The sequence below is a fragment of the Paenibacillus sp. FSL R10-2778 genome, assembly GCF_038593035.1.
GTDB classification, from domain to species: Bacteria; Bacillota; Bacilli; order Paenibacillales; family Paenibacillaceae; genus Paenibacillus_AQ; species Paenibacillus_AQ odorifer.
In genome coordinates this window covers 5,177,982-5,191,568 of sequence record NZ_CP151956.1, presented here as the reverse complement: position 1 = coordinate 5,191,568, position 13,587 = coordinate 5,177,982, and the positions used below count along the sequence as shown (strand labels likewise).

Below are 13,587 nucleotides of genomic sequence, written 5' to 3'. Positions count from 1 at the left end.
GTGCGTGTCCGCCCCTTTGGACGATGTTAGCAAGACTTCTCTTCTATAAGATAAAGGCATAGAGAAAAACATTAGTATAGAGGAGACGATACTGAAATGGCCAAATTATTGTACCGGCTTGGGTTCTGGTCGGCGAGCAACCGCGTTAAAGTCATTCTAGGAAGCATTGCCATCCTGCTGATCTCGGCAATCGTAGCTCTTTCGATGGGGCCTAAGCTTCATGAGGGAACTACTATCCCTGGACTGGAGTCCATAAAAACGATGGAACAGATGTATCAGGAATTTCCCTCCATTGTGGATAACAGCGGCAAAATTCAGTTGGTGATGAAATCACTAACGGATGAAACCTTATCCTCAGACACAACTAAGCAATTAATTGGTGCACAGTTAGAGGAAGTGGCTAAGGATCCGGCGGTCACAGCAGTAGTAAGTCCTTATGACAATCATTCGGTAAGTGCAGATGGCAAAATTGGCTATGCCACCATCTCATACAATACTCCAGGTAGTGATGTTACAGAAACATCAAAGGAACGTGTGCTTGATGTGGCAGGTATTTTGCGTGATGCCGGCTTACAAGCTGAATTAACTGGCTCTGGTTATGTGAAAATGGAGATCGGCGGCGTTACAGAAGGGATAGGGGTGCTCATTGCGCTTCTTGTTCTCACCGTTGCTTTTGGATCTGTTCTGACGGGGATCTTACCGATTCTTACGGCAGTCATTGGTCTTGGTACCGGCGTGATGTTGATCATCATCGGCTCGAATTTCTTCGACACCCCTTCTTTTGCTCTATCCCTGGCCAGCATGATTGGTCTGGCAGTGGGGATCGATTACGCGTTGTTTATTATCTCAAGATATCGGCAACAGCTTGCCGAAGGTTATGAGAGAAAAGAAGCAATTGCGATTGCGAACGGCACGGCAGGGAGTGCGGTTGTCTTTGCAGGCATAACGGTTATTATCGGTCTTGCGGGAATGTCGGTGATTGGTATTCCTTTTCTTACCGCAATGGGTTTAGCCGCTGCGCTTTGCATTTTCGTGGCTGTTCTCATCGCTATTTTTATGGTTCCTGCTATCCTCGAAGCGATGGGAGGCTTGATCAAAGCCAAATCGAAAAAAAGATCCAAAGGTTCAACCCGCAACAAAAAGAACGAGACTCGAGGTAATTTATGGGGGAGTTTTGTTACCGGGCGCCCATGGTTGGCTGTGATCCTTGGTGTAGCATTGCTGGGCACTATTGCAATACCTTTCTTCAACATGGAGACAGGCACCATGGATGATGCGCAAAAATCGCCGGAATTAACTGAGCGGCGGGCATACGATCTGATGACAGAGGCATACGGTGTTGGGTATCATAGTCCGCTCGTTATCCTAGCCGAAACTGATGGTGGACAAGATGCTGCAGCCAATCTGTCTGGGGCGCTGGAACAACTTAGAACCTATCCTAACATTGGTACGATTGCTCCTGCTGTTCCTGGTCCTTCCGGAAAGATTTCTTTGATTCATGTGATTCCGGCTACCGGTCCTGCAGATAATAAAACGGTAGATCTGGTTAAACAAATTCGCAGTCAAGCAGCAGAAATCGAGAGTCAAAATCATGTGAAACTGAAAGTAACCGGGAGCACAGCCGTAAATATCGATATCTCTCAGAAGCTGAACGAGGCGCTGCCTGAATTCTGTATCATCATCGTTGGCTTGGCTTTTGTTCTTCTAGTGATGGTATTCCGGTCCATCCTGGTTCCCATCAAAGCGGTCCTGGGATTTATTCTTTCTTTGGGGGCTACATTAGGTTTCATTACCTTCGTCATACAGGATGGACATTTGCAAAATGTGTTCCATTTTAATGGGCAAGCTCCCATACTCAATTTTCTCCCAATCATGGTCGTCGGCATTTTGTTCGGACTTGCCATGGACTACGAAGTTTTCCTCGTCAGTAGAATGCGGGAAGAATTTAAGAAAAGTGGGGATGCCAAAAAGTCCGTTCTGGCCGGTATTCATCACAGCGGCGGGGTAGTTACAGCTGCAGGACTGATCATGATCTCTGTTTTCACGGGATTCATGCTGGCAGAAGATCCGAACATCAGGGTGATGAGCTTTGCACTTCTCTTTGGGGTTTTGTTCGATGCTTTTGTTGTCCGGATGCTCATCGTTCCCGGTGTAATGACTTTGCTGGGAAAATCAGCGTGGTATTTGCCGAAGTGGCTCGATCGCTTGCTTCCTAACCTGGATGTAGAAGGTGAGGAAGTGATGAAGGCGGTTGAGAAAAAACAATTAAGACTAGTGAGGGATCCTAAAACCAACCTCTCTACTGAACTCCTAAAATAAGTGGATAGTGAGGTGTTGCTCGATGACTCACCTTTCCGTGGTCGTACCTATTTTTAATGAAGAGGAAAATATATACGATCTTTACTTAAGTATTACTGAAGCATTAAGAGGGAGAATTGAGCATTACGAAATCGTACTGGTGAATGATGGAAGTAGGGATCGTAGTGCCGTGCTGTTAAATGAAATCGCACAGATGGATCAAGCGGTAAAGGTCATTCATTTTGAAAAAAACTACGGGCAAACGGCAGCCATTTGGGCGGGGATGAAAAATTCCCAGGGCGAACTGATCGCCCTTATGGATGCAGCGCTACAGACAGATCCACGGAACATCTTTAGATTAATGCCTTTCATCAAGAAAAGAGATTTTGTAAATGGAAAATGGGCAGATCATAAAGATACGTGGTTTAAGAAAGTTTCTTCAGGTTTCGCGAAAAAAATCCGTAATTGGATTATTGGAGGTTCAATTTATGATATAGGCTGTCCTATGAAGCTCTTCAAAAGGGAGGTAGCTGACAGTTTCTATTTATATAATGGAATGCACCGCTTTTTGCCCACGGTGGCTAAGATGAACGGCTTTTCAGTTATTGAAGTTACGGTAACCCATCAAGCGAGGAAACACGGAAACTCTAAATATGGGGAAATCAATCGTGGCGGTATGGGTTTCATGGATGCCATATTGATTGGTTGGCTCAAAAAGAGAGTCATTCTGTATCGGATTAAGAGATAATTGGATTTAGAGAACGTTATGTAAATTGAACAAGAGACATCACGGAGAATTCCATACGATGTCTCTTTGTTTGTTTTAAGGCAGTAAGCTGCCTTTTAGCTGACTATTTCTTTAAATATTCCGAGAAATTCTCCTGAAAATCCAGTGAATGAATATCTTCCCGGAGATGGTGGTGGATTAGCGGGCCGATTTTGGCGGTTTCTTTTTGCACCATAAGCTCAAGAATGGATTGGTGTTCGTTCCAGATTTCTTCCAGCTTGTCGGTCTTAAGCATGTGCAGTCTGCGGTACCTGAGATAATGTACATTCGACTGCTGGATCAGAGTCCACAGATACTCACGTCCAGCAAGCCTGTACAAGGCCCGGTGAAACTCGTCGTCTAAATTAAGGAAAGAATCTACAGCATTCTCCTGCCCGATGACCTCTTTCTGTTTCTTAAGAATTTCTTTAAGCTCGTGCACTCCTGGTAGTAAAAGCTGTGCAGAAAGATCCTTGAGGATCTCCTTTTCCAGTGTGCAACGCAAGTATGTGATTTGTTCAACAGATTCAAGATCAATAAAGGAGACAATATTACCTTTTTTCGGATAGATATCGGTATAAGATTCCAGTGCAAGCTGTTTGAGAACATCACGCAACGGCGTACGTGAAATCTGAAACCGCTCAGACAAGGCTGTTTCACTCAGAATGGTGCCTGGCTTTAACGCCAGCGTGAGGATTTCTTGCTTCAGTGTGTTTAGAATTTCAGCTTTAATTGACATTTCTGTTCCTGCTTTCAATTGTTGATGACAGATACAGTACTAGTATACATGATAAGTTCGTTCATTAAAATCATTGGGATGAAAATAGGGTGGATATTCCTTGATTTCAGGATAAAATTGTGATTGACAAAGAATTGTTCTTATTCTATGATCAAGTAAATCTTGTATACAAGATAGTTGAAAACGAATTCACAGGAGGGTTTATCAATGAACATGACGTGGAGATGGTATGGCGAGGGCAATGACAATATCACGCTGGATCATATTCGGCAGATTCCGGGTGTTATGGGGATTGTCTGGTCTTTGCATGAGAAAGTAGCCGGAGAAGTGTGGGAAATGGAACGGATCCAAGAAGTGGCGGACCAAATCACCAGCAAGGGTTTCAGCACGGCTGTAGTAGAAAGCGTCAACGTTCATGATGATATCAAAATCGGCTTGCCGACCCGTGATAAATATATCGATATTTATATCGACACCATTCGTAAACTCGCCAAGGTTGGCGTTAAGGTGATCTGCTATAATTTTATGCCTGTTTTCGATTGGACCCGCACAGAGCTGTATAAAGAGTTGCCTGATGGCTCGAATGCTCTCTTTTATGAAAAGGCTGCCATTACCGATAATCCGCGTGAGATGGTGGACCGGATTCTGAAGGGAGCTGGAAAGTTTACGATGCCGGGCTGGGAGCCGGAGCGGCTGGCAAAGCTGGATGAGCTGTTTGCGGCTTATGCGGATGTGACGGAAGATAAACTGTTCGACAACCTCCAGTATTTCCTGGAACGCATTATTCCAGTATGCGAGGAAGTGGACATCAAGATGGCTATCCATCCGGATGATCCGGCTTGGCCGATCTTTGGACTGCCGCGTATTATCCGCAATCGGGATATGATCCGCCGCTTCTTGGATTTAGTGGACAGCCCGTACAACGGTTTGACGTTCTGCACAGGGTCACTCGGCACGAATCCGGATAACGATCTGCCAGCGATGATCCGCGAGTTCCATGATCGTATTCATTTTGCCCATATCCGCAATGTGAAGGTATTTGAGAACGGTGATTTCATTGAGGTGTCGCACCGTGGGCGTGACGGAAGTGTTGATGTGGCCGAGGTGGTCAAAGCCTATCATGAGAACGGATACATTGGTTATGTACGTCCGGATCACGGGCGGCATCTGTGGGGGGAAGAGAAGAACTGCCGACCGGGTTATGGCTTGTATGATAGAGCTATGGGCATCATGTATTTGCTTGGTGTTTGGGATAGCTTGGATAATGTCAAGGAGGCAAAATAAATGCTGCATCTGACCAGAAGCAGTATCCAAGGGGAAAAAGCAGCTTGGAAAGCTGCTGGTGTGGAGCTTCCACAGTTCGACTATGAGCAGGTAGCAAACAATACACAGCTTAAACCGGAATGGATTCATTTCGGTGCAGGTAATATTTTCAGAGGATTCGTGGCAAATGCTCATCAGAAGCTGCTGGATAGCAGAAAGTCGGATACAGGTATTATTGCGGTGGAAACCTTTGATTTCGAAATGATTGATAAAGTCTACAAGCCCTACGACAATCTGACCCTTTTAGTACTGATGAATGCTCGTGGTGATTTCCACAAAAGAGTAGTCAGTAGTATTGTGGAGGGAATCGCAGCGGACAAAAACCGCGAAGCGGAGTACCGTCGATTGATCGAGGTGTTCGAGAATCCCAGCCTGCAAATGGCTAGTTTCACCATCACGGAGAAGGGTTACTCGTTGACGGATCCGTACGATAAATATTTTGGCATTGTGGAAAAGGATATTGAGAGCGGACCGGAGCATCCTGTTCATGTCATGAGCATTGTAGCTTCGCTTGCTTATCGAAGATATCTGAAAGGCCAATATCCGATGACCTTTGTCAGCATGGACAACTGCTCACACAATGGCGACAAGCTGAAGAACGGTGTTGTGTCCATCGCTAAGGAATGGGCCCAAAGAGGACTTGTTATAGAAGACTTCGTGCGTTATCTGGAAGATGAACGAGTAATAACCTTTCCATTGTCCATGATCGATAAAATCACACCACGTCCTTCGGAGAGTGTACAGGCAGCGCTTCTGGAACAGGGAATTGGTGATATGGATGTGATCATTACCTCCAAAAACACATATACCGCTCCTTTCGTAAATGCTGAGATCAGCGAATATCTTGTAGTGGAGGATAACTTTACGAACGGACGTCCACCACTAGAGGAAGCCGGAATTATTCTTACGGACCGGGAGACAGTCAACAAGGTGGAGACGATGAAAGTAACGACCTGCCTTAATCCGCTGCATACGGCGCTTGCTGTTTCCGGTTGTCTGCTTGGCTACACCTTGATCGCGGATGAGATGAAGGACGATACTTTGCGGAGGTTTGTGGAGATAATCGGTTACAAAGAAGGCCTGCCCGTCGTAGTGGACCCGGGGATTCTCAGTCCAAAGCAGTTCCTGGACGAAGTCCTTACGGAGCGTTTTGCCAATCCATTTATCCCCGATACTCCGCAGCGGATTGCTACAGATACTTCGCAGAAGGTGGGTATACGGTTCGGTGAAACTATTAAATCCTATATTCGACGGGAGGAGCTCGATCCAGCGCAGCTAACGGCGATTCCACTGGCTATCGCTGTGTGGTGTCGTTACTTACTTGGAGTGAATGATGCTGGAGAGGTCTTCACATTGAGTTCAGATCCGTTACTAGAAACACTGCAAGGTTACCTGCAGGGAGTTTCGCTTGGAGACCAAACCGCAAGTGTGCGCCCCATTCTTGAAGATGAGCGACTTTTTGGGGTTCCGTTGTACGAGATTGGTCTAGGTGATAAGATTGAGATTATGTTCCAGGAAATGATGGCAGGCCCAGGAGCGGTACGGAGAACATTAGAGCACTATTTAAAGTGAAGGCTAGGCAGTTAAGTAGATTTGAATTAATATAGAAGAAAATAAAGCGAAAAAAGTCCCGAGGCAATCAATCGGGGCTTTTTTTTGTATGATTTTAAAAAATCCAAACAAAGTGTGAAAAGAATCTTATGTAAAATGAGAAGGACGAAAGTTAAACTAAACACATGACGAATAACCGGTGTTCGTCAACTGAGCGACGAATTTTGAGGGGGTTCAACACCATGTTCAAAAGAAAAAAAAGCTGGGCACTTGTCATGGCTTCGGTCATGTTGGCTGGAGGCGTGTTAAGTGGTTGCGGAAGCAGTAACAATAACAACAACTCGTCGAATGCCAGTCCCCAGCCAAGCAGCTCGACTAGCGACAGTGGTACTGAAACGAAAGATTCCGGCAAGAAGACAACGCTTACGTTCTGGGCTGCGGCTACTACGCCGGACCGTGATGTATTCTGGCAAAAAGTTACGAAGGAGTTCATGGCTGAGCATCCGAATATTAAAATCGAATACTTGGGCGTGCCTGGAGATTTGAACGGTTATATACAAAAGCTGAATGTCGCTATTGCTGCTGGACAAGGGCCGGACCTGATCAATAACTTTACGTCCGACTTTATTGCACGCGATGTGCTTGAGCCAATCGATTCTTATTTCGATAGCTGGGAAGGAAAGGACAAGATCACAACGGGTTCGGTTACCTCAATGAGAGCAGCGGATCCGGTTGACAAGAAGTTATATGGATTGCCTTATGGCGTTCTGCCTTGGATGGAATGGATTCGTTCGGATTGGCTGAAGGAATCAAATCTACCGAATCCGGACACATGGGATCAATTCTTTGACAACGCACAGAAGTTGACTGACAAGTCCAAGGATCGTTACGGATACTCTATACGGGGTGGAGCCGGAAGTGCTACCTCGCTGGAATATCTTATGTACTCATACTCGGGAATTACGAACTATTTCACGCCAGAAGGCAAAGCCACGATCAACGATCCACTGAATGTAGAGTTTCTGGAGAAATACTTGAGCGGTTATAATGTCAATACACCTGAAGATGACTTGAACAAAGGTTGGACGGAATTGGCTGCTTCGTTCCAGTCCGGCAAGGTAGGTATGATTTTCCATAACCTTGGTTCCGCAAGCGCTCACAGTAAAGCATTCAATGACGATTTAACCAAGTTTACAGCTGTTCCATTCCCTATGGGTGCCAAAGGCTATCGCGTTCACCCCGGCGTTACACCATCGGTGATGATGATGACAAAGAACTCCGAGAATAAGGAAGCAGCATGGGAATTCATGACGTATTTCGTAACGCACAATGATAGTGAGTACGGAGAGCTCTATGGCGAAATTCCGACTTATCTTGATGCATTGGATGCTGATTGGATTGTAAACGTGCCTTACGTGAAGACGGGCGCAGACCTGATGAGCTCACCGGACACGAAGTTTACCGATAATCCCGTTTATCTGCCGGGCTATAACAAGGTTCAGACGAATATGGAGCCTATGATCCAGAAGGTAATGGCCAAAAAGATGAGTGCCAAAGAACTATTGGATGAATGGGCAAAGCAGCTTGAAAAAGAAAAAGCAAGTTTTGACTCTTCGAAATAAAACAGTTAATATCCCCGAACAATAAATAATCTCAGCAGGCGGGCTCTTGATGATACTTGGGCCGCCTGTCTTTTGAATGACAACTCCCTAATGATTAATGCCACTAATTGACAGCGTTTTCATCACCTGCAAATGAACAGGAGGTAAGTTATGAAAAGAATTAAGAGTGTCCTTATTGCATTATGCGCTTTATTGCTCATCCCGATCGTACCTGAAATCGCCTTTGCCGGAGAAACCAACACGGCTTATGCCGCTGCGAACATTAATGATTCCTTATCGGCTAATATTTACTCCCCGACGGATTTACGAATGGCACCTGCCTCTAATACGGATACAACCGTAGTGTTAGCATGGGAGAAACCTCTATTTTATTCCAACATTACTAAGTACAATATTTATGACAGTGATGGAACCCGGGTTGGTTCGACGGACAAAACTTACTATAAGTTTTTAGGATTAACTCCAGAGAGGACATATACCTACACGGTACGAGCCCAGGATACATCTGGCAACGAATCTTTAGATAGCAATACGGTCCAAATCACAACTAAAAAGACGGGCATCAGGTTTAATGTTAAGGATTATGGAGCATCCGGAGATGGCAACACATTGGATACCGTGGCAATTCAAACCGCGATTGACGCAGTTACTCCAGGAGACACTTTATACTTTCCACCCGGGAAGTATGTGACTGGCGGATTGTTCCTGCACAGCAATATGACTGTATTTGTAGATGCAGGGGCTCAAGTGATGCCTAGTTCACACAAGGCTGACTTCTTGCCGTTCGTAACGGCCAGACACAGTATTGAGGAACCCGAGGCTTATCAAAGTTTATTTAACGCCGGAGTTATGGATCATGACAAGTACGATGATTATAGTGTAACTGATATTACATTCCTTGGACCCGGAACAATTGGTGACGAGGAGAGCGGCTTGAAGCTGCGTGAGGAATACGATAACGACAAGGTTGAAGTTGGAACAACTTACGGTGGTGGACATCTGCTATCTTTTAATAACGCACACAATGTCTATATCGATGGATTGAAAATCCGCAATGGAATGATGTGGACCGTAGTACCTGTATACAGCAAAGACATCACCGCCTATAACCTCGATATTAACACCACGCAACATAATGGAGACGGCTTTAATCCGAATTCTTCCGAGAGCGTTTACATTTTGAATTCTACCTTTCAAACCGGGGACGACGGCAGTGCAATTAAATCCGGGATCAATCAAGAAGGCCGGGATATCGGCAGACCCTCCAGATTTATTTATTATCGCGGAGATACCTTTAGTGGTGGACACGGCGGGGTCGTTATCGGAAGCGAGATGTCTGGCGGAATAAGCGACATCTACGTGGAAGACTGCAATCTGATTCCCCTCGACGTCAAGTCGAACACTGTGGCACCGGGCTTTAAGATCAAAACAAGCACATCCCGGGGCGGCTACATTCGGAACATTCAAGTGAGGGATTCGCTTATCAACAAGATTGATCTGAATTCCAACTATGACAAGCTTCCTGTTCCTGATATTTACCCACCGGACATGAGTAATTTCCGGTTTACCAACCTGCGGAACAACGATATCTCTGGAACGGATAACATTATTTCGTTGACAGGGGCAGCCTCCACTTCAACAGCTGATAACGCTTTGAAGAATTTGCAGTTCATTAATTGTGCTTTTGCTAAAGCTCAATTAGCCTACACGGAGAATATCTTTTTCACCAATAGCAGCTTGCCCAAAGGAATTAGCGCTACGAACAGTGCGAATATCGTTCAGGATGGTGTGGTCGTAACTGATAAAGCCTTCCCGGTTCACGAGGATTTCACTGAATATAAAGCCGGGGATACGCCGGGCGGATATTGGAGTGCTTCGAGCTATGCCCCGGGTCTGATCACTATTGCGGCGGACGGAGATTTGAATCCGAACAGTATTTTCCTTAATGACCAGGATAGCGGTTATGTAAGTGTATCCCGTGGTTTTGGTTCGCAGACGGGAACCTTATCGGCAGAAGTGCATATGAAGTTCCCGGCCCCTCCCAACTTAACGAACGGTGTGCCGAACGGTACTTATGCGAACAAACCTACCTCGAATAATCGGGTATTTCAGCTGCTCGGATCGAATGGTAAAGTAGCCGTCTGGTTAAACACTGAGAATTCGGGAGCATTAAGTTATGTCATCAACGGAAAAACATCTCCTATCATCATTCCTGCGATCCCGCTTGATAAGTGGTTTACAGTCAAGACTGTGGTAGATTTTCCAAACAAGCTTGTGGATGTTTATTACAACGGAACGAAGGTGTTAAGCAAACAGCCATTCTATGATTCAACCCTGGCGATGGCGGATATTAGCACCTTCAAATCTATAGGGCCTAATAATAATACGACAGTGGCATCTCAAGTTTACTTGGATAATCTGTACATTAGTGCTTCTGAGGAAGCTACCAGCGGTTATGGAATCCAGCTAACACACTCAGGTTCGACGAATTCAATCTCCGATAAAGGAGGGCGTTTAACCTTTAGTGCCACCAAAACTACGGGAGAAACTTCGCAGGTTACATGGGCTGTCTATAATAGTGATCTGACCCCTACAGATGTGGCTACAATCGACGATAATGGAGTACTGACCGCTAATAGCAATGGTAAAGTCATCGTCGCAGCGACGATGAATGACGGAACAGCGATTATCGGATTGATGCCAATCACCATAACAGGACAAGAAACAGTTGTTGGCTATAAGTCCTTACAGGTAACGACCGCATTAGGCACGAAGCCTAATCTGCCGAATCAGATGCCGATTTTGAGAGAGGATGGAGCGGTAAGTTATGCTCCGGTAATCTGGGATTTAGTTCCGGCGTCTGAATATCAGCAGATAGGAGCATTCACTTTACAGGGTACAGTAACGGGATATTCAGCAAGAGCTGAAATTCAAGTGGAAGTGGTTTCGGCTGGCATGACCGGTTATCGGCCTGTCATCGCGACAACTGCGAAGGGCATCGCACCGAGTTTGCCAGATCACGTAACGGCGATCTTCAATGATCAAATGACCAAATCTCTGCCTGTGTCCTGGGAACCCATCTCTCCAGACTTGTATGCGGATACAAATATTGACGGGTTCAAGGTTATGGGTACGGTACAAGGGTCGGACCTACCGGTTACTGCTCATGTATATGTTCTGTCTGATATCGCTCCAGACGCGAAGGTTATCGTCGTTGCCGCAGATGGAAGCGGGGATTATAAAAGTATCCAAGCTGCTGTCGATGCAGTCCCGGACCAGAACCGCAATCGCATCATTATTTTTGTGAAAAACGGCTTGTATTATGAGAAGGTTCTTATTCCAGATACCAAGCCTTACATCTCTTTAATGGGTGAGAGCAAGGATGGAACGATTCTCACCTACGATGATAATCCGAAAAAAACGGCCCCGGATGGTACCTCGTTAGGTTTGGGCACTTATACGGATTATACGCTCATGATTAAAGGCCATGATTTCTATGCCAAGGATCTAACGGTCATTAATTCCTCGGGTTCCGGAGCAGGTCAATCCGTTGCCGTCGACGTATATGCGGATAAAGCTTTTTTCGAAAATTGCAACATCATCGGTTATCAGGATACACTGTTAACCCGCAATCTGACCGATAACGCGGATCCTAACAACTATGCCAATAATGCAACCATTCAATCCTATCGTTCCTACTTCAAGGATTGTTTCATCTCGGGTTCGGTAGACTTTATCTTTGGTCCGGGTATTGCTGTTTTTGATAACAGCGAGATTCATTCCAGATTGGCTGGGCATGTGACGGCAGCTTCCACTCCTGAGGGACAGGAGTATGGCTATGTATTCCTGAACAGCAAAGTGACCGGCGAAGCGTTGCTTTCGTCTATATCCGCTGTTGATTTGGGAAGACCATGGCGTCCATATGCGAAGACTGTATATCTGAACAGCTATATGGGAGATCACATTGCTCCAAGTGGCTGGAACAACTTCGGCAATTCAAAAAACGAAGCAACCGCATATTACGGTGAATATCAAAGCTTTGGTCCGGGAGCAAATCCGCAGGCTAGAATGAACTGGACCCATCAATTAACGGACACGGAAGCCGAAGCGTATACATTGCACAGTATTTTCAGCGCAACGAGTGCGATCAACGGGAGAGAGGATTGGGATCCTACCCAGCTCGCTTCCGACAATCCAATCGAATCGCTTCTGCCAGTTCATGTTGAGACACCAGTAGGTGTGGCTCCTATTTTGCCAACAGTTGTAGGCGCTGTTTATGCAGATGAAACAGTGAAGCAAGTGCCTGTCGTTTGGGAAGCTATCAACCCTGAGTTATATGCGGTAGAAGGGCGATTTACAGTTACGGGCGCTGTCTATGGCACGGAGTTAAAGGCCGAAGCCAAAGTTACTGTTCGATCGGGAAGTTTTTTAACCGGACCGGGCTCTGTGGAGAAGGGGCAGTCCTTTGAAGTCGTATATGGCATGTCTCGTGTTACAAGTGATGTATATGGCTTGGATTTGACGCTGAACTACGATCCTGAGCAAATTCAGTTCGTGGCAGCGGAATCCTTGCTGGATGGAATTCGTGTCATCGATTCCTTTGATAATGAGGGACAAACACGGATTCTCATGGCAAGCACAACCCCAGGGGTTGGCATGAGCGGCGATTTGCCGAGAATTCTTCAACTTCACTTCACTGCAAAAGATGTAACGGAAGCGACGGTTGCTTCATTAGAAGCGACCCGCATTATTATGAGCGATGGCGAAGGTAATGAATCTTCTGTGGAAGGCACTGCTTATCAGGTTAACATTACTGTGACTGATACAGGTTCGGGAGATGTCATTAGAACAGCACTCCAGTCTATCCTTCACGAAGCCGCCAGCACTTTGGCGTCGGCATCGATGGGTACACTTTGGGGGCAATATTCGCAGTCAGCTATTGCTATCTTTAAGGATGCCATTGCGAACGCAACCGTTGTCTTAAACGACAGCGATGCTACACAAGAGGAAGTGAATCTAGCGGCTAAAGATTTGTCTACTGCACTTCAAAAGCTCGCTACAGCGATGAATCTCGAGGCCAGCATGGATGATCTTCTTCTTCTGAGCTCCAAATATGGCATCACTTCAAGTGATAACGGGTGGAGTGAGGTAAGTAGGTATGATCTGAATAAAGACCAGCAGATCGACATCGTCGATCTGGCTGGAATGGCCCGTAAAATCACTTCAAATTAAGTTTGCTAAATCTGGAGGGCGCTGACTCAACGGCAGCGGCGCTCTCTCCTATCTGC

At 45.9% G+C, this 13,587-nt stretch carries 7 protein-coding genes; 6 read left to right on the top strand and 1 reads right to left on the bottom strand.

Features of this window, described 5'->3' with window-relative positions:
- Positions 1 to 96: 96 nt before the first annotated feature.
- Positions 97 to 2,319: an MMPL family transporter gene (locus tag NST40_RS23375; protein WP_076276786.1), complete on the top strand. Its 2,223-nt coding sequence runs from the start codon at positions 97 to 99 to the stop codon at positions 2,317 to 2,319.
- Positions 2,320 to 2,356: 37 nt separating this feature from the next.
- On the top strand, positions 2,357 to 3,046 hold the full coding sequence (locus NST40_RS23370) for a glycosyltransferase family 2 protein (protein ID WP_342410047.1): 690 nt from the start codon (positions 2,357 to 2,359) through the stop codon (positions 3,044 to 3,046).
- A gap of 103 nt (positions 3,047 to 3,149) precedes the next feature.
- On the opposite strand, the gene NST40_RS23365 is transcribed toward NST40_RS23370, so the two are convergent.
- Entirely contained in the window at positions 3,150 to 3,803 is a 654-nt protein-coding gene (locus tag NST40_RS23365) for a GntR family transcriptional regulator (RefSeq protein WP_076128891.1), read from the bottom strand.
- Between the two features lie 207 nt (positions 3,804 to 4,010).
- Between NST40_RS23365 and uxuA the strand changes: the two genes are divergently transcribed.
- The 4 genes from uxuA (at position 4,011) to NST40_RS23345 (ending at position 13,531) form a co-directional block, all read left to right on the top strand.
- The gene (gene uxuA / locus NST40_RS23360) at positions 4,011 to 5,087 is read left to right on the top strand and encodes a mannonate dehydratase (protein ID WP_076128893.1); all 1,077 of its coding nucleotides are present in this window, start codon (positions 4,011 to 4,013) and stop codon (positions 5,085 to 5,087) included.
- A complete protein-coding gene (locus NST40_RS23355) occupies positions 5,088 to 6,698 on the top strand; it encodes a mannitol dehydrogenase family protein (protein WP_076276788.1) in 1,611 nt (536 codons plus the stop codon).
- Between the two features lie 221 nt (positions 6,699 to 6,919).
- On the top strand, positions 6,920 to 8,299 hold the full coding sequence (locus NST40_RS23350) for a sugar ABC transporter substrate-binding protein (protein ID WP_076128897.1): 1,380 nt from the start codon (positions 6,920 to 6,922) through the stop codon (positions 8,297 to 8,299).
- Between the two features lie 150 nt (positions 8,300 to 8,449).
- Complete coding sequence (locus tag NST40_RS23345) at positions 8,450 to 13,531, top strand: pectinesterase family protein (RefSeq protein ID WP_076276789.1); 5,082 nt, start codon at positions 8,450 to 8,452, stop codon at positions 13,529 to 13,531.
- Positions 13,532 to 13,587: the final 56 nt, after the last annotated feature.

What these genes read in the sequence shown, in the direction of transcription:
- uxuA (WP_076128893.1), top strand. Translation starts at nt 4,011, where the DNA reads ATGAACATGACGTGGAGATGGTATGGCGAGGGCAATGACAATATCACG.
- NST40_RS23345 (WP_076276789.1), top strand. Translation starts at nt 8,450, where the DNA reads ATGAAAAGAATTAAGAGTGTCCTTATTGCATTATGCGCTTTATTGCTC.
- NST40_RS23355 (WP_076276788.1), top strand. Translation starts at nt 5,088, where the DNA reads ATGCTGCATCTGACCAGAAGCAGTATCCAAGGGGAAAAAGCAGCTTGG.
- NST40_RS23375 (WP_076276786.1), top strand. Translation starts at nt 97, where the DNA reads ATGGCCAAATTATTGTACCGGCTTGGGTTCTGGTCGGCGAGCAACCGC.
- NST40_RS23365 (WP_076128891.1), bottom strand. Translation starts at nt 3,803, where the DNA reads ATGTCAATTAAAGCTGAAATTCTAAACACACTGAAGCAAGAAATCCTC.
- NST40_RS23350 (WP_076128897.1), top strand. Translation starts at nt 6,920, where the DNA reads ATGTTCAAAAGAAAAAAAAGCTGGGCACTTGTCATGGCTTCGGTCATG.